The organism is Nocardioides sp. LHD-245, assembly GCF_030929495.1.
Classification (GTDB): domain Bacteria; phylum Actinomycetota; class Actinomycetes; order Propionibacteriales; family Nocardioidaceae; genus Nocardioides.
Genome location: NZ_JAVFWN010000021.1, coordinates 41,751 through 58,741, shown reverse-complemented (window position 1 = coordinate 58,741; position 16,991 = coordinate 41,751). Strand labels below are relative to the sequence as shown.

Sequence of the window (16,991 nt, the reverse complement as noted above, 5' to 3'; positions counted from 1 at the left end):
GGCCGGGCGAAAGCCCGGCGCCACCCCGATGCTCAGCCGCGGCGGAGCTTCGGTGAGAGCATCTGCTGCTCCCATCCGACAGGGTCCATGCCGTCGTCCGCGTAGGTGCTGGCGTCGCCGTTCCAGTCGTAGACGGACACGTTCACCCGGACCCACCGCGGGTTGCCGAGACACGAACGCGGAACCCTCATGCCGACCAGGCCGCTGCTGCGATCGAAGACACCACGCAGACCGGCACAACGCGTCGCGGACTCCTTGCGACCGGGCTTGCGGACCAGGACGAGGGCACGCCCACCTTCGGACAGGAAGACTCCCCGGACCTCGTACCGTGCCCGCGGCGTGACGAGGTGGCCGACCGTGACCCAACCGCGGCCGACCGGCAGGGCCCGCATCAGGGTGCGGATCCTGACCTGACTCCGCGCGTGCTTCACCGCGACGGTGTGGATGTCCCCCTCGGCGCGGTCGGGGACGGGCGACGTTCCGGTGACGTCGTGGTCGGCCAGGGCGAGATCGAGGACGTCGCCGGTCGCGTCGGTGTGCGACCAGCTGTCCGCCGAGGCGAGGCCGGCGGATCCGAGGAGAAGCGCCACGGCCAGGCCGAGGATCGAGAGCATGCGAAGAAGAGTCCCCATGGCCGGACCCTATGTCAGCGGCGCCCCGCGCAGAGGCGCTTTCAGGACGACCGGGTACGACGCCCGCGGCGTGCCGGACGCGCACACTCGCGGACGAACCTGGTGACCACGAGGTCGAGCCGCTCGGGACGCCGCCGCCACTCCAGCGGCGCGCCCGCCCGCTCGAGCACCGCGCCCGGGATCTCGCCGGCCACCAGCTCCGCGTCGCCGGCCGGGTGGAACGGGTCGGCGGTCCGGGCCAGCACCAGCGTGGGCACCGTCAGCGCGGCCCGCTCGGCGCTGGACGGCGCGAACCGGCCGAAGAGGACGCCGCGGACGACGGCGGCGACCTGACCGGGGCGAGCGTCGAGGGTCTCCAGCGACAGCCGGACCCACTCCGGGGCGAGCTGCCGGGGCAGCGGACGGGTGACCAGCCGCAGCGCGGTCAGGGCGAACGGGGCGAACCGCGCCGTGGCGAGGACCGGGGTCAGCAGCGCGAGCTGCGCGCCGAGGGCGTTCTCCAGCACCGGGCCGTCGAGGAGCAGGCCGGTCACCCGCTCCGGCGCGATCATCGCCACCTCGAGCGCGACATTGGCCCCCACCGAGCTGCCGCCGACGACGGCCCGGGCCGCGCCGACGTGGTCGAGCAGTGCGACGACCTGCTGGGCGAAGGCGGTCACCGAGTAGGACAGCGGATCGGCGGGACGGTCCGAGCGCCCGTGGCCGAGCGGGTCGAGGACGAGGACGTGCAGGCCGTTCGAGGCGAGCATCCGCGCGGTGCGGTCGTGCACCCGCCGCGGCACCAGCAGCGGCGGGAGGAGGACGACCCAGGCCTCCCCGGAGCCGTAGGCGGTGAACTCCAGGCGGTCGCGGCCGCGCCGGCCCTCGACGAAGATCTGCCCGATCTGCTCGGAGGCCAGCGCGGCGCGGCCCATCTCAGTCGGCCGCCGGCCGGACGGGCGCCGCGGGGATCGTCGTGGCGCGCGCCCGGTTGGCCGCGCACACGACCGCGCGCAGCGAGGCCGTGACGATGTTGTGGTGCAGGCCGATGCCCCAGACGATCTCTCCGGCGACCTCGCACTCGACGTACGCCGCCGCGACGGCGTCGCCGCCCGACGACAGCGCGTGCTCGGCGTAGTCGAGGACCCGGATGTCGGCACCGGTCTGGCGCATCCCGTCGACGAACGCCGCCACCGGGCCGTTGCCCATGCCGGTGAACGTCTGCTCCTCGCCGCGGACGACGAGCCGCACCTCCTGGCTGTCCTCACCGTCCTCGCTGGTGGTGGAGGAGAACGAGACCAGGCTGTAGGGGGCCTCGCGGTCGAGGTACTCCTTGCGGAAGATCGTCCAGATGGCCTCCGGCGTCACCTCGCCGCCCTCGGCGTCGGTGTGCTGCTGGATGACCCGGCTGAACTCGATCTGCGCGCGGCGCGGCAGGTCGAGGCTGTGCTCGGCCTTGAGGACGTAGGCCACGCCCCCCTTGCCGGACTGGCTGTTGACCCGGATGACCGCCTCGTAGGTGCGGCCGACGTCCTTCGGGTCGATCGGCAGGTACGGCGCCTCCCACGGGATCTCTCCGACCGGCTTGTCCTGCTCGGCCGCGATCCGGTCGAGATCCTCCAGGCCCTTCTTGATGGCGTCCTGGTGGGAGCCGGAGAACGCGGTGTAGACCAGGTCGCCGGCCCACGGGTGCCGCGGGTGGACGGGCAGCTGGGTGCAGTACTCGACCGTGCGGCGGACCTCGTCGATCGCCGAGAAGTCGATCTGCGGGTCGATGCCCTGGCTGAACAGGTTCATGCCGAGGGTGACCAGGTCGACGTTGCCGGTCCGCTCGCCGTGGCCGAACAGGCAGCCCTCCACCCGGTCGGCACCGGCCATCAGCGCGAGCTCGGTGGCGGCGACCGCCGTACCGCGGTCGTTGTGGGGGTGCAGGCTGATGATCGAGTGCGCGCGGCGCGACAGGTTGCGCGAGAAGTACTCGATCTGGTCGGCGTAGGTGTTGGGCGTCGACATCTCGACGGTGGCCGGCAGGTTGAGGATGATCTCGCGCCCCTCCTCCGGCTGCCACACGTCGGAGACCCGCTCGCAGACCTCGATCGCGAAGTCGGTCGGCGTCTGGGTGAAGATCTCCGGGCTGTACTGGTAGCCGAAGTCGGTGCCGCCGAGCAGCTGGTCGGCGTACTTCATCACCCACTCGGTGCCGCGGGTCGCGATCGCGATGCACTCGGCCTCGGTGACGTTGAAGACGACGCGCTGGAACAGCGGCGCGGTCGCGTTGTAGAGGTGGACGGTCGCCTTGTCGGCACCCTTCAGCGACTCGACGGTGCGCGCGATCAGGTCCTCGCGGGCCTGGGTCAGCACGGACACCCGCACGTCGTCGGGGATCCGGTCCTCCTCGACGAGCTGGCGCACGAAGTCGAAGTCGGTCTGGCTCGCGGCCGGGAACCCGACCTCGATCTCCTTGTAGCCCATCTGCACCAGGAGCTCGAACATCTTCATCTTGCGCGAGGGGCTCATCGGGTCGATGAGCGCCTGGTTGCCGTCGCGCAGGTCGGTGGACAGCCACCGGGGCGCGCGGGTGATCAACTGATCGGGCCAGGTGCGGTCCGGGACGGTGACGGGCTCGAAGGCGGTGTAGCGGTGGTACGGCATCCCGCTCGCCTGCTGGCTGGGGACGGTGACGCGCTGGTTCATGACTTCCTCGGGTGCGTGAGTGACGAGTTGGGGCGCCGGGCGCGCGACTCACTCCGCAGCGAGGGGGTCCGGCTGAGTCAGACCTCGCTGCGGCCGCTAAGAAGGAGGGCTCGCGTCATGATGGGGCTCACTCTAGCAGCCGCCCGGCCTAGGCTGATGACGTGCCTCGGTTGCTGATCGTCCACCACTCCCCCAGTCGCTCGATGCAGATGCTGCTCGCGCAGGTGGTGGCCGGCGCCCACGACGACGAGGTGCAGGCGGGCGCGGCGATCGACGTCGTGGTGCGCCCCGCACTCGAGGCCACGGCCGACGACGTCCTGGCCGCCGACGGGTACGTCCTGGGGACGACGGCGAACTTCGGCTACATGAGCGGCGCTCTCAAGCACTTCTTCGACTCCACCTTCCTCGCGGTCGGCGGCGCCCTCGACCCGACCGGAGCGCCCGCCGGCGACGGCGGCGGGGACACCGCGGGGCGTCCCTACGGTCTGTGGCTGCACGGCCGCTACGACCTGACCGGCGCCGAGCGGTCGGTGCGGTCGATCGTCGGCGCGCTCGACTGGCGCCAGGGGTACGACGTCCTCGGGGTCCTCGGGCCGGTGGACGACGCCGCGCTGGAGGCGGCCTATGCCCTGGGCGCTACGATCGCGGCACTCCTGACCGACTGATCGCGGAGCCGCGTCCCGGCCTGCGACCGACCTGTCACCGACCTGCGAACGACCTGCGAACGACCTGGATGCCGACGTCACGAGAGGGGCTCTGACACCGGATGCTGGACCGTGCCGTCCGCCTGGCCGGGATGCTCGCGCTCCTCCTGCTGGTGCCGGTCCTGGCCGCCTGCGGCAGCGAGAGCCAGGGCAAGAACACCGACGACGACCTGGTGGACTCCCTCGAGGTGCCGCAGAACGGCGTGTGCCGCAACCTCACCCCCGACGACGTCGCGCTGCCCGCCAACGCGACCGCGACGGTGCCGTGCTCGGAGGAGCACACCGCCGAGACCTTCGCGACCGGCGAGCTCCCCGAGGAGTTCGACGACACCGGGTACGACGATGCCGAGCTCGGCCGCTTCGCCTACCGCACCTGCTCGACCGCGTTCGCGAAGTTCGTCGAGGCCGACGAGAGCCTCGCACTGCGCACCACGATGAGCTGGGCCTGGTTCCGGCCCTCGGAGAAGGCGTGGGACAAGGGCGCCCGCTGGTACCGCTGCGACGTGCTGGGCGGCAGCACCGCCAGCACGACGTACCGCCCGCTCCCGGAGACCGCCCGGGGCATGCTCGCCGGGCGCCCGCCGGACGTGTGGCTCAGCTGTGCGCGCGGACCGTCGGTCGGCGAGGGCGAGAAGGTCCCGTGCTCGCAGAAGCACGACTGGCGCGCCGTGACGACGGTCAAGCTGGGCCAGCCCGAGGACACCTACCCCGGCGACCGCGTGATGGAGAGCCGCACCCGGTCCTTCTGCTCGACGTCGGTCGAGGCGTGGCTGAACTACCCGGCCGAGTTCGAGTACGGCTTCACCTTCTTCCACGAGGCCGAGTGGGACGCCGGCGTGCGCAGATCGGTGTGCTGGGCGAGGACGAGTGAGTGAGGACATGAGCATCCGCAGCCTGCCGGCCCGCCGGGCGGGCGTCGCCGTCGCGGCGCTGCTCGCGCTGACCGGCCTGGTCGCCTGCAGCGGCGACGGCGACAAGGAGAAGGCACCCGCACAGGCGCCGTCCACGCAGACCACGGCGCCGGAGCCCGAGCCCGGCCCGGCGACCGGCGCCTGCTACCCGCTGCCGTACGACGCCGCCGTCGCCCCGACCTCGACGGTCGACGCCGTCGACTGCGCCCAGCCGCACACCAGCGTCACCTTCGCGACCGGCACCCTCGACGCGGTCGTCGACGGCCACCTGCTCGCCGTCGACTCCGAACGGGTCCAGGCGCAGGTCTCGTCGGCCTGCCCGAACCAGCTGCTGGCCTACGTCGACGGCTCGCTCGACCATCTCCGGCTGTCCATGATCCGCTCGATCTGGTTCACCCCGACCGTCGAGCAGTCCGACGCCGGGGCGACCTGGTACCGCTGCGACGCGGTCCTCCTCGACGGCGCGTCGAAGCTCGCCGACCTCGACGGCGACCTCCGAGGTGCCCTCGGCGGCGCGACCGTCCCCGACCGCTACGCCATGTGCAGCACCGCCGCACCGGACGCGCCGGACTTCGAGCGGGTGCGCTGCTCGGTGAAGCACGCCTGGCGGGCCATCGACGTGGTCGCCTTCGAGGCGACCGACTACCCGGGCGTCAAGCAGGTCCGGGCCGCCGGGCGGACCCGGTGCGAGGATGCGGCGGCCGACGTCGCCGAGGACCCGCTGACCTTCAAGTGGGGCTATGAGTGGCCGACGAAGGAGCAGTGGGCGATGGGCCAGAAGTTCGGCCGCTGCTGGACGACCGACTGAGCTGTAGTGCGCGAGCCGCGCCGCGGTCGGCTCGGGCGGGTCGCAACGTTCGCCGGGCGGCCACACTGCTCGGCTCGCGGAAGCTGCGCTCGCACAGCGGGGAGGACAGCGGCCCTAGAAACCCAGTTTCCTCAGCTGGCGGGGGTCGCGCTGCCAGTCCTTGGCGATCTTGACGTGCAGGTCGAGGTAGACCGGGGTGCCGAGCAGGGCCTCGATCTGCTGGCGGGCGGCGGTGCCGACCTGGCGGAGCCGGGCGCCCTTCTTGCCGATCATGATGCCCTTCTGGGAGTCGCGCTCGACGTACAGGTTGGCGTGGATGTCGAGGAGCGGCTTGTCGTCGGGGCGGCCCTCACGCAGGCCCATCTCCTCGACGACGACAGCGATCGAGTGCGGGAGCTCGTCGCGGACGCCGTCGAGGGCGGCCTCGCGGATCAGCTCGGCGGCGAGGATCTCCTCAGGGGCGTCGGTCAGGTCGCCGTCGGGGTAGAGCGGCGGGCCCTCCGGCATCAACCGGACGAGAAGGTCCCCGAGGAGTGGGATCTGGTCGCCTCCGACGGAGGAGACGGGCACGATCTCGGCCCACTCGGTGCCGGTCTCCCGGCCCAGCTCGACGATGTCGAGGAGATGCTCCGCGATGCGGTCAGGGGCGGCGAGGTCGGTCTTGGTGACGATGGCGATCTTGGTGGTACGCCGGACCTTGGCCAGCTCGGTGACGAGGAACCGGTCGCCGGGGCCGATCTTCTCGTCGGCCGGGAAGCAGACCGCGACCACGTCGACCTCGGCCCAGGTGGTCTTGACGAGATCGTTCAGCCGCTCCCCCAGCAGGGTCCGGGGACGGTGCAGGCCGGGGGTGTCGACGAGGACCAGCTGGCCGTCGGGGCGGTGCACGATGCCGCGGACGACGGTCCGGGTGGTCTGTGGCTTGTCGGAGGTGATCACGATCTTCTGTCCGACGAGCGCATTGGTCAGCGTGGACTTGCCGACGTTGGGGCGCCCGACGAAGCAGGCGAAGCCGCTGCGGTAGCCGTCGGGCACGTCGCCGAGACCGAAGACCGGGGCGGCCGGCGGGGGCAGCGCACCGAAGTCCTCGTCGAACTCCTCGTCGAGGTCCTGATCGTCGAACTCGCTCATCCCTGTGCCTCTCGTGCGGCGTCGTAGTCGGCCCAGATCTCCTCGTCGGACTTCCCGGCGGCCTTGCCGGCCCGCCAGATGGGGCCAGGGTCGACGGCGCGCGGCTGGCGCTTCGCGACCGAGCGCCAGTAGCCCATGACGTCGTAGTGGGTGCTGGGGAGCCGGCGCTCGCGCATCAGGTGCTTGCGGATCGCCCTCATCTGGGCGGATTCGCCGGCCATCCAGAAGTAGCCGTCGCCCTCGGGCCAGTCGATCTCCTCGACGACCTCGGCGAGGCGGCTCTCGTCGCCGAGCGGGAGCCAGGTGACGGTGGCGGACGGCGGGAAGTAGCCCTCGATCCGGGAGTCGGCCGGCACCTCGGCGTGGATGCGGACCGGCAGCCGGTCGCCGTGCTCGGCTGCGATCCGCGCCATCGCGGGCAGCGCGGTCAGGTCACCGACCAGGAGCAGCCACCGCGCCTGGTCCGGCGGCAGGAAGGAGCCCTTGGCCTCGGTGAGGACGACCTGCTGGCCGACCACCTCACCCGAGCCGCCGGACGCCCACTCGGTGACCAGGCCGACCTCGTGCACCACGACGTCGAGCACCATCCGCCCGTCCGCGAAGGAGCGCACCGTGTAGTAGCGGCTCTGGAACTGGCCGGGCACGACCAGTCCCACCCACTCGTCGGAGATGCCCGTCGACACGAAGCCGGGGACGTCGAGCGTCAGCCGCACCAGGTGCGGCGTCAGCTGCTCACCGGCGCGAACCGTGGCGTCGTACTGCTGGGCGCGGGTGCTCACCCACCCAGGCTATCGAGGCACGGCTCAGACTCCGAAGTCGTGCCGAAGGGGGTACCCGCTGACACCGTCGTCGCTGCGGGTCGCCAGCACGTGGTGCAGCTGGATCTCGTCGCGTTCGAAGGCGATCCGGGAGCCGGCCATGTAGAGACCCCACACCCGGGCCGTGCCCTCGTCCGTCTCGGCGACGCAGGCATCCCAGTTGTCGGCGAGGTTGCGGCACCACCCGGCCAGGGTCCTCGCGTAGTGGACCCGGAAGTTCTCGTGGTGCTGCACCTCGAGACCGGCGTCCTCGACGGCCCCGACGATGGTGCCCGACCCGATCAGCTCCCCGTCGGGGAAGACGTAGCGGTCGATGAACGCACCGGTGCGCCGGTCGACATTGTCGCGGCGCGTGATGCAGTGGTTGAGCATCCGGCCCTGGGGCTTGAGCTTGTCGCGGATGAAGCCGAAGTAGGCAGGGTAGTTGGCGACGCCGATGTGCTCGGTCAGTCCGATCGAGCTGACGGCGTCGAAGCCGCCCTCCGCGACGTCGCGGTAGTCGGAGTGGCGCACCTCCGCCAGGTCGTCGAGGCCCTGCTTCTTGATCTCCTCCTGGGCCCAGGTCGCCTGCTCGCGGGAGAGCGTCACGCCGAGCACCTGCACGCCGTAGTGCTTCGCGGCATGGCGCACCATGCCGCCCCAGCCGCAGCCGATGTCGAGCAGGCGCTGGCCGGGCTGGAGGCCGAGCTTGCGACAGATCAGGTCGTACTTGTGCTCCTGGGCCTCTTCGAGGGTGGCGTCCTCGGTCGGGAACACCGCGCACGTATAGGTCATCGAGGGACCCAGGACGTGCTCGTAGAAGGTGTTCGACACGTCGTAGTGGTGATGGATCGCATCGGCGTCACGCTCCGCGGAGTGCCGTCCCCATTGGCCCAGCGAGCGCAGGCCCTCGAGCCGGTGGCGCCAGGCGGGGAGGTGCTCCTGCGGGGGCGGCGGGGGCGGGACGAGGTGGCTCAGCCCGAGCGAGCGCAGCACGCCGACCAGCTCGAGCGGACCGGGGATCCCGAAGTCGGTGTGGTCCTTGAGCAGCGAGAACGCGGCGTACGGGTCGCCCGGGTGGGCGCCGTGGAGGATCAGGTCGCCGGCGACGTAGGCCCGGGCGAGCCCGAGGTCGCCGGGCGCCGTCATGATGTAGGAGAGCCCACGCTCGCTCACCAGCTCCACGCCGTAGGGCTGGGACTCGTCTCCGGCCACCGAGCCGTCGTAGGCCTTGAGCCACAGGGGCAGGCCGCCCCGGAACAGGGAAGCGATCGTGGGCGCGATGCCCCTGCCTGTCTGAACTGTCATCGGCTTCGCACCGCCTTGTCGTAGAGGGTCGTCAGTCGGTCGTCGGGATCGTGGACGCGCTTGACCGCCTCGAGCCGGGCGGTGTTGTAGAGCGCGTCGAAGGTTTCCTTGTCGTAGTAGGCGTCCGAGTAGAGCGACTTGTGGCCGCCGAGCTCGTGGACCTTGGCCTCGATCGCGCGGTTGCGTGGGCCGTCGGGCGCGTCCGGGCCGACGTGCACCGTGCCCCAGAAGCCCACGTTGACGTAGGTCTTGCCGGTCTCGAGCGGGTACAGCGGCCAGGAGCGGGTGGTCGCCAGCGGACAGATCCACACCGGTCGCATGCCGACCTCCTCGTCGAACCAGGCGAGGAACTCGCCCAGCCGCTCGACCGGGACCTCGATGTCCTGCACGACCCGCTCGCGCAGCGGGCGGCCGGCGCGACGGTCGAGGCGATCGGCGATCCCGAAGCGGCGGTCGAGGTGGAGCATCCGCATGTAGACGTCGGAACGCCGGAAGCGGCGCGGCCAGAACCGGCGGATCCGCGGGTTCTGGGCGCCGAAGGCGCCGGAGCACCAGAACCAGTCGGTGTCCCACCGCCACAGGTAGTCGTGGAAGGTCAGCCGGTCGCGGTCGCAGGTCTGCAGCGAGCGGTAGTAGATCTCCTGCCCCGCGTAGTCGGAGGTCGGGCCCGGCTCGTCGGTCCATCGGGCGAGGGTCAGCACGTGCTCGCCCGGTCCGAACGAGACCCCGTCGAGGCCGTGGACCGGCTCCCCGTCGTACTGCTGGGTGGCGGTGATCTCCGCGATCGTCTTGGCGAGCAGCCCGGGGTCGTCGATGCGCAGGTGTCGCAGCGCGACATAGGGCGGCACCTTCGCCAGCTTGATCCGCAGCCGGGTGGCGTAGCCGAGCGAGCCGTAGGAGTTGGGGAAGGCGTCGAAGAGCTCGTCGCCGGGACGGGTCGTGACGACCCGGCCGCTGCCGGTGAAGACGTCCATCTCCAGCACCGACTCGTGGGGCAGGCCGAGCCGGAAGCTGGTCGACTCGATGCCGAGCCCGGTCACGGCGCCCCCCAGGGTGATCGTGCGCAGCTGCGGCACGACATAGGGCACCAGCCCATGGGGCAGCGTCGCGTCGACCAGGTCCTCGTAGGTGCACATGCCCTGGACCTCGGCCACCGGACCATCGCCGTCCACACCGTCGGGGAGCACCTCGATCACGCCGGCGAGACCGCTGACATCCAGCCCAGGAGCGTCGGTGGCGGTGCGGGCCCGGAACAGGTTGGTGGTGCGCTTCGCGAGCCGCACGGGCTGACCAGCGGGAATGGCTGCGTAGGACTCGGCGAGCCGCTGGACGGCCTGCTCGTGCTCCTCCCAAGAGCGGTTTGCCATGGTTCGAAAATACTCCTGTCCGCGGACAACGGGTGCTCCGGGGTGGTTGACCTCACTCAACCAGTTCTCCGGCCATAGGGCCAAGTCGATTTCAGAGCCAGCCATTCCCGAGCGCGACGACGACCGCCTCGGTGCGATTGCTCGCACCCGTCTTGCCGATCGCCGCGGAGAGGTGGTTGCGCACCGTGCCCTCGGACAGGAACAGCGCCGCCGCGATGGCCGCCACCGGCGCGCCGTCGCGGGCGGCACGCAGCACGTCGGTCTCGCGCGCGGTCAGCGGCGACTCCCCCGTCAGCAGGGAGTCGGTGGCCAGCGCGGGGTCGACGACGCGCAGGCCCTGGTGGATGCGGCGGACGGCGTCGGCGAGCTGCGGCGCCGGGGTGTCCTTGACGACGAAGCCCGCGGCGCCCGCCTGGAGCGCGCGACGGAGGTAGCCGGGTCGACCGAAGGTCGTGACGATGAGGACCCGGGTGCCCGGGCTGGCCGCGCGGACCTCGGCGCACGCCGCGATGCCGTCCAGTCCGGGCATCTCCACATCGAGCAGCGCGACGTCCGGAGTGTGCCGGCGCGCCGCCGCGACGGCCTCCTGCCCCGTCCCGGCCTCGGCGACGACCTCCAGATCGTGCTCGAGACCGAGCAGAGCGGAGAGCGCCCCGCGGACCAGAGCCTGGTCGTCGGCGAGCAGCAGCCGGATCGAGGTACTCACGGCAGCACCACCGCCACCGACCAGCCGGGGTCGAGGCTGCGGGTGACCAGGGTCGCGCCGAGGGTGGTCGCGCGCTCCTGGAGCCCGGTGAGGCCCGAGCCGTGGGCCGCGCCGACCGCGACACCATGACCGTCGTCGCGGACCTCGACCGTCCCGGCCGTCAGCCGCACCTCGCAGTGCCGGGCGCCGGAGTGCCGTACGACGTTGGTGACGGCCTCGCGAACGGTCCAGGCGAACAGCTCTCGCGCCTCGGTCGGGACCTCGTCGGTGCTGTTGGGCAGCGTCGCGTCGATCTGTGCCGCGGCCAGCGCGGTCCTGGCCCGGGCGATCTCGCCGGGCAGGGTGAGGTCGCGGTAGCCCTCCACCGCCCGTCGTACGTCGGCGAGGGCGTCCCGGCTCAGCCGCTCGAGGTCGCCCAGCTCGGCGCGGGCGCGCGCGGGGTCCGCGTCGAAGAGGCGGCCGGCGAGCTCGGCCTTGATCGTGATCACGGTCAGCGAGTGGCCGAGGATGTCGTGCAGATCGCGAGCCAGCCGGTTGCGCTCGCTCTCGGCCGCCAGCGCGGCGTTGGTCGCGTGGGCGCGGATCAGCTCGATGTTGCGGTTCATCATCGACCGCACGCCGAACACCGCGATCGAGGCCGCCACGACCGAGAACGCCAGCCAGGTGTTGTGCTCCCACCCCGGCACCGTCAAGCCGAGGACCAGCACCGTCGCGGTCAGCGCGAGCACGAGGGGCAGGAAGGCCCGAGGCGGATAGAGCATCACGAAGGTCACCGCGAGGTAGACCACGCTCGCCATGCCGACCTGGCCGAGCGCGACCACCATGACGACCGCCAGGCCGCCCAGGGCGAGCGTCCAGGCGAGGCGGACGCGCACCGGCGGCGCCATGGCGAGCCGGGCCCGGCCCGAGCGGAGCGTCACCCACAGGGCGAGGTAGCTGGCGGCGAACAGGGCAGTCGCGGACAGGCCGACCCAGGCCCGCGGGGCGGGCAGGTCGCCCCAGGCCGTGCGCAGGGGGTCGACGAGGAACGTCAGCCAGATCGCGGCGAACAGCGGCCCCCACCGGCCCAGCGGGCGCTGGAGGGGGTGGGGGGCCGCGGTGTCCACAGACGTCACGCTAGTCGTCCGGGGTGCGTCGGGGAGTCGCTCGGCCCGGTCAGACCCGGGCGGTGTCCCTGCTCATCCGCCACGCGGCGCCCGCCACGAAGAGCACGAACCAGGCGACCGCGTTGAGGACGGCGTACCACGGCAGCTCGTGGGTCAGCGGCCAGCGGGCGATCTCGGCGACGCCGTACATCGGCGTCCAGTACGCGATCTGTCGGACCACCTCCGCATAGTCGTCGAGCGGGATGAAGACACCGCCGAGGAAGGAGAGGAGGGCGAGACCGGGACCGAGGATCTGCATGGCGTTCTCGCCGGGGACGACGTAGCCGACGAAGACCCCGAGGGCGGCGAAGGTCAACGTGCAGAAGAGCGTCACCACGGCGCACTCGATCCACACGTGCGTGGGCATCTCGGCCTTGCCCTGCACAGCGCCGACGACGTTGACGGCGGCGATCGCGAGCGCGCCCATGACGAGGGCGACCAACGCCTTCATCAGGATGTAGACGACCGGGAGGAGCGGGGTGAGACGCAGCTGGCGCGACCAGCCGAGGGAGCGCTCGAGGGCGACCATGGAGCCGCCGGCCGCGGCGGTGAGGGCGGCACCGTACAGCGCCATCGAGGCCAGGATGTACGCCGCCACGTTGCCGCTGCCCACCTTCTCCTCCCAGCCCGACTGGCCCCCGAAGGCGAGCAGCATGGCCGCCGGGAAGACCAGCGTGAAGACGATGGTGCGCCGGTTGCGCAGCATCCGGCGCAGCTCGATGCCCAGGACGGTCGGGTTGAACCCGCCCATCGGCGGCACCCGGCGGGTGGTGGGGTCGACGGTGCTGGTGGTCGTGCTCATGCGGTCTCTCCGGTCAGGCTGAGGAAGGCCTCTTCGATGCCCTGGGCCGTGATCTCGACGTCCCGGGCGGCGGTCTCGGTGAGCAGGTAGCGGGCGACGGCGTCGCTGTCCTTGGCGTGGATGGTCACCGACTCGCCGCGGACGTCGACATGGTCGACACCACCGAGCGCGGCGACCGCGGCGGTCACGCGCCGGTCGACGCCCGGCACCGACGCTCGGACCGTGCGGCCCGAGGCGAGGGCACGGATCTGCGGGCCGGAGCCGTCGGCGGCGATCCGCCCCTTGCTGATCAGCACGATCCGGTCGGCGTACTGGTCGGCCTCCTCGAGGTAGTGCGTCGCGAACAGGACGGTGCGGCCGGCGCCGGCGTCGGCGCGGATCGCGTTCCAGAACGCCCGCCGGCCCTCGACGTCCATGCCGGTCGTCGGCTCGTCGAGGAGCAGCAGTGCGGGATCGGGCAGCAGCGCCATGGCGAACCGCAGTCGCTGCTGCTCACCTCCGGAGCACTTGGCGACCTTCCGGTCGGCGAGGCCGGTGATCCCGGCGCGCTCGAGGACCTCGTCCACCGGCCGGGTGTCGGCGAACAGACTCGCCGTGTAGGCGACGGTCTCGCGAACCGTGAGGTCCTTGAGCAGGCCACCGGTCTGCATCACCGCCGACACCAGCCCCCGGGCGATCGCCCGACGCGGCTCCAGGCCGAGCACCTCGACGGTGCCGCTCGTCGGTCGGCTCAGCCCCAGCACCAGGTCGATCGTCGTGGTCTTGCCGGCACCGTTGGGTCCGAGGAAGGCCACGATCTCGCCCGGGTGCAGTTCGAGGTCGATGCCCCGGACGGCCTGCACCGGGCCGAAGTCCTTGGTCACTCCCGCCAGGCGGACCGCCAGGCGGGTCATGCTCGTCGTCGTCATGGCTCCAGCGTCGTCGCCGGCCGGGTCCCGTGCCTCGGGCAGGCGTCACGATCCGGGCATGACAGATGTCATGGCGCGAGCGGCGCCTCAGCGGCCACCCGGGTCGGCGGTCGTGGTCGCGCCGATCGTGCCGCGGGCGTCGCCCCGGTGGATCACGACACCCCCGGCACCGGCGAAGTCGCTGAGCACGGCGGCATCCGGCTCGCTGAGGTCCGGCGCGTCGCCGAGCACGACACAGGCGTCGACTCCGGTGGAGCCCGAGGCGACCGCCATGGCGACGACGGCCTGCACCGCGGTGAGCCGGAGGGACGGCAGGTCGACCGTGGCGGCGGCGTACGTGCGGCCGTCGGTGTCGCGCACCGCCGCGCCCTCGGCTGCCTGGATACGGGCCCGGGTGGCGCGGGCGAGGGTGACGAGCTTCTGGTCCTCGGCGGACAGGTCGGACATGGATCCATCCTCTCAGCCCCCGCGGTGGGTCCGGCAGGATGGGGCCATGCCCGCCTACTGGATCAGCAGCTACCGCGCCGTCACCGACACCGAGCGGATGGCGGCCTACGCGGCCCTCGCCATGCCCGCCCTGACCGCCGCCGGCGGCCGCTTCCTCGCCCGAGGTCTCCCCGAGCAGGTCTACGAGGCCGGGCTCGAGGAGCGCTCGGTGCTCATCGAGTTCGACAGCGTCGAGGCGGCGCGGGCGGCGCACGCCTCGCCCGCCTACCAGGAGGCACTGGCCGCCCTGGGCGACGGCGCCGAGCGCGACATCCGGATCGTCCCGGGCGCCTGACGTGGCGCTCGGCCTGCGGCCGCGGCTCGGGCGCCCCGACCTCGGCCGGTACGCCGGCCGGTTCGGCCTCCCGCAGGCCGGCGGTGGAGTCGGGGTCACCTTCCTCGGCGTCGCCAGCCTGCTCATCGACGACGGGGCGTCGGCGGTGCTCACCGACGGCTTCTTCACCCGGCCGTCGCTCCCCCGCGTCGCACTGGGTCGGCTGGCTCCCGACGAGGCGCTGATCCAGCGGACCCTCGGGCGCGCCGGCATCGACCGGCTCGACGTGGTCGCGCCGGTACACACCCACTACGACCACGCGATGGACTCCGCGGTCGTCGCCGCGCGCACCGGCGCCCGGCTGCTCGGCGGCACCTCGGCCGCGCAGATCGGCCGGGGTGGCGGTCTGCCCGAGGACCAGATCGGGGTCGTCGTACCGGGTGAGCCGGTCCGGGCCGGCGGCTTCGTCCTGACCTGGATCGAGAGTGAGCACTGTCCGCCCGACCGCTACCCCGGACGGATCACGTCGCCCGTCGTACCGCCCGCGCGGACCACCGCCTACCAGTGCGGCGAGGCATGGTCGATCCTCGTCGAGCACGACAGCGGACGCACCGCGCTCGTGCAGGGCAGCGCCGGGTTCCGGCCCGGTGCACTCGCCGACCGGCGCGCCGACATCGTCTATCTGGGCGTCGGGCAGCTCGGTGTCCAGAACCCGGGATATATCGAGCGGTACTGGGCCGAGACGGTCGCGGCGGTCGGTGCCCGGCAGGTCGTGCTCATCCACTGGGACGACTTCTTCCGGCCACTGGACCGGCCACTGCGCGCCCTGCCGTACCTCGGCGACGACCTCGACGCGACGATGGCGGTCCTCGCGCCGCTCGCGGACCGCCAGGGCGTCGGCCTGCACTTCCCCACCGTGTGGCGACGAGAGAACCCCTGGGCGCTGCTCGGCTGACCCGCTAGCGGCCACCCAGCACGGTCCGGCAGGGATCGTCTCCACCCCATTCCGGGATCGGGAGCACGCGCGGCATCTTGTCAGTCGTCGCCGGGCACGACCTGGGGAACGCGGGAGATCAGCACCGTGCCGATCTTGTTGCGCCGCCCCGCCGGCTCCTCGGCCTCGAAGCGCAGGCCGTGGGCCTCGACCACCGAGCCGGGGATCGGCACCCGGCCGAGATGCTTGGCGAGCAGGCCCCCGACCGAGTCGACGTCCTCCTCCTCGATCGGGAAGCCGAAGATCTCGTCGAGGTCGTCGACCGGGTAGCGCGAGGACACCCGGACCTCGTCGTCCCGACCGTCACCGACCCGCTCGACCTCGACCTCCGCCTCGTCGTACTCGTCGGTGATCTCGCCGACGATCTCCTCGAGCAGGTCCTCGATGGTGATCAGGCCGGCCGTGCCGCCGTACTCGTCGACGACGATCGCGACATGGAGGCGCCGCAGCTGCATCTCGCGCAGGAGGTCGTCGACCGGCTTCGACTCCGGCACCCAGACAGCAGGGCGCATGACCTCCTCGACCCTCTGGGTCAGCTCGACGTCCGGCGCCTCGAAGTCGCGGCGGACGACATCCTTGAGGTAGGCCATGCCGAGCACGTCGTCGAGGTTCTCACCCACCACCGGCACCCGGGAGAAGCCGGACCGCAGGAAGAGCGACATCGTCTGGCGCAGGTTCTTGTGGTTCTCGATGTAGACCACGTCGCCGCGCGGCACCATCACCTCGCGCACGGTCGTGTCGCCGAACTCGAAGACCGAGTGGATCATCTTCCGCTCGTCGGCCTCGATCAGCTCGCTGGCCTCGGCGATGTCGACGAGCTCGCGCAGCTCCGTCTCGGTCTGGAACGGTCCCTCGCGGAACCCACGGCCGGGCGTGATCGCGTTGCCGACCAGGATCAGCAGTCGTGGGATCGGGCCGAGCACGGTGGTCAGCGCCGACAAGGGCCAGGCGCACCAGATCGCGACAGTCTCGGCGTGCTGCCGGCCCACCGTGCGCGGGGCCACGCCGATGGCGACGAACGACACGACCAGCATCACCCCGAGGGCCAGGCCCGCGCGGGCCCACCAGGGGGCGTCGAGCCGGTCGTCGACGTACAGCGTCACCACGACGATCGCCGCGGTCTCGCACAGCAGCTGCAGCAGCAGCGCGGTGTTGAGATGACGAGGCGCGTCCTCGAGCAGGACGACGAGGCGCTGCGCGCCCGCGCGTCCCTCGCCCACCATCTCCTGCGCGCGGGCGCGCGAGAAGCCCGCGAGGGCGGCGTCCGCCGCCGCGAACAACCCCGAGAGCACCACCAGGACGGCCGCCGCACCCAGCGGCCACAGACTGTCGGCGATCATCTCCG

Annotated in this window: 18 protein-coding genes; 5 read left to right on the top strand and 13 right to left on the bottom strand. The window is 72.0% G+C overall.

Annotated features, from left to right (window positions below):
• Nucleotides 1–32: 32 nt before the first annotated feature.
• From RB608_RS25705 to leuA, 3 genes are read right to left on the bottom strand one after another with little or no spacing between them, the layout of a single operon-like run.
• Entirely contained in the window at nt 33–632 is a 600-nt protein-coding gene (locus RB608_RS25705; protein ID WP_308090942.1) for a hypothetical protein, read from the bottom strand.
• Between the two features lie 41 nt (nt 633–673).
• Nucleotides 674–1,546, bottom strand: coding sequence for an alpha/beta fold hydrolase (locus RB608_RS25700; protein WP_308090941.1), 873 nt, complete (start codon nt 1,544–1,546; stop codon nt 674–676).
• 1 nt (nt 1,547) lies between these two features.
• Nucleotides 1,548–3,305 carry a 2-isopropylmalate synthase gene (gene leuA, locus RB608_RS25695; protein ID WP_308090940.1) on the bottom strand — a complete coding sequence of 586 codons (1,758 nt, stop codon included), beginning with the start codon at nt 3,303–3,305 and terminating at the stop codon, nt 1,548–1,550.
• Between the two features lie 161 nt (nt 3,306–3,466).
• On the opposite strand from leuA, the gene RB608_RS25690 reads away from it, so the two are divergent.
• From RB608_RS25690 to RB608_RS25680, 3 genes are all read left to right on the top strand, one after another.
• Complete coding sequence (locus tag RB608_RS25690; protein ID WP_308090939.1) at nt 3,467–3,970, top strand: flavodoxin family protein; 504 nt, start codon at nt 3,467–3,469, stop codon at nt 3,968–3,970.
• 101 nt (nt 3,971–4,071) lie between these two features.
• A complete protein-coding gene (locus RB608_RS25685) occupies nt 4,072–4,884 on the top strand; it encodes a septum formation family protein (RefSeq protein WP_308090938.1) in 813 nt (270 codons plus the stop codon).
• 4 nt (nt 4,885–4,888) lie between these two features.
• Nucleotides 4,889–5,728 (top strand): septum formation family protein, encoded by an 840-nt coding sequence (locus tag RB608_RS25680; protein ID WP_308090937.1) that lies wholly within the window; start codon nt 4,889–4,891, stop codon nt 5,726–5,728.
• Between the two features lie 114 nt (nt 5,729–5,842).
• Here RB608_RS25680 and era read toward each other — a convergent pair whose 3' ends face one another.
• The 9 genes from era to RB608_RS25635 form a co-directional block, all read right to left on the bottom strand.
• Nucleotides 5,843–6,859: a GTPase Era gene (era, locus tag RB608_RS25675; RefSeq protein WP_308090936.1), complete on the bottom strand. Its 1,017-nt coding sequence runs from the start codon at nt 6,857–6,859 to the stop codon at nt 5,843–5,845.
• Nucleotides 6,856–7,638 (bottom strand): siderophore-interacting protein, encoded by a 783-nt coding sequence (locus tag RB608_RS25670; protein ID WP_308090935.1) that lies wholly within the window; start codon nt 7,636–7,638, stop codon nt 6,856–6,858. The genes era and RB608_RS25670 overlap by 4 nt, the downstream gene beginning before the upstream one ends.
• A 24-nt stretch (nt 7,639–7,662) precedes the next feature.
• Nucleotides 7,663–8,964, bottom strand: coding sequence for a cyclopropane-fatty-acyl-phospholipid synthase family protein (locus tag RB608_RS25665; RefSeq protein ID WP_308090934.1), 1,302 nt, complete (start codon nt 8,962–8,964; stop codon nt 7,663–7,665).
• On the bottom strand, nt 8,961–10,331 hold the full coding sequence (locus RB608_RS25660) for an FAD-binding oxidoreductase (protein ID WP_308090933.1): 1,371 nt from the start codon (nt 10,329–10,331) through the stop codon (nt 8,961–8,963). The genes RB608_RS25665 and RB608_RS25660 overlap by 4 nt, the downstream gene beginning before the upstream one ends.
• 91 nt (nt 10,332–10,422) lie before the next feature.
• Entirely contained in the window at nt 10,423–11,037 is a 615-nt protein-coding gene (locus tag RB608_RS25655) for a response regulator transcription factor (protein ID WP_308090932.1), read from the bottom strand.
• Nucleotides 11,034–12,143, bottom strand: a complete 1,110-nt coding sequence (locus RB608_RS25650; protein WP_308090931.1) for a histidine kinase — start codon at nt 12,141–12,143, stop codon at nt 11,034–11,036. The genes RB608_RS25655 and RB608_RS25650 overlap by 4 nt, the downstream gene beginning before the upstream one ends.
• 49 nt (nt 12,144–12,192) lie before the next feature.
• Complete coding sequence (locus tag RB608_RS25645) at nt 12,193–12,984, bottom strand: ABC transporter permease (RefSeq protein WP_308090929.1); 792 nt, start codon at nt 12,982–12,984, stop codon at nt 12,193–12,195.
• Nucleotides 12,981–13,892 (bottom strand): ABC transporter ATP-binding protein, encoded by a 912-nt coding sequence (locus RB608_RS25640; protein WP_308090928.1) that lies wholly within the window; start codon nt 13,890–13,892, stop codon nt 12,981–12,983. The genes RB608_RS25645 and RB608_RS25640 overlap by 4 nt, the downstream gene beginning before the upstream one ends.
• A gap of 87 nt (nt 13,893–13,979) precedes the next feature.
• Nucleotides 13,980–14,339: a cytidine deaminase gene (locus RB608_RS25635; protein WP_308090927.1), complete on the bottom strand. Its 360-nt coding sequence runs from the start codon at nt 14,337–14,339 to the stop codon at nt 13,980–13,982.
• A 46-nt stretch (nt 14,340–14,385) separates the two neighbouring features.
• On the opposite strand from RB608_RS25635, the gene RB608_RS25630 reads away from it, so the two are divergent.
• Complete coding sequence (locus tag RB608_RS25630) at nt 14,386–14,673, top strand: DUF1330 domain-containing protein (protein ID WP_308090926.1); 288 nt, start codon at nt 14,386–14,388, stop codon at nt 14,671–14,673.
• Between the two features lies 1 nt (nt 14,674).
• The gene (locus tag RB608_RS25625) at nt 14,675–15,607 is read left to right on the top strand and encodes an MBL fold metallo-hydrolase (protein WP_308090925.1); all 933 of its coding nucleotides are present in this window, start codon (nt 14,675–14,677) and stop codon (nt 15,605–15,607) included.
• Nucleotides 15,608–15,687: 80 nt separating this feature from the next.
• Here the strand turns inward: RB608_RS25625 and RB608_RS25620 are convergent, their stop codons facing one another.
• On the bottom strand, nt 15,688–16,986 hold the full coding sequence (locus RB608_RS25620; protein ID WP_308090924.1) for a hemolysin family protein: 1,299 nt from the start codon (nt 16,984–16,986) through the stop codon (nt 15,688–15,690).
• Nucleotides 16,987–16,991 lie beyond the last annotated feature (5 nt).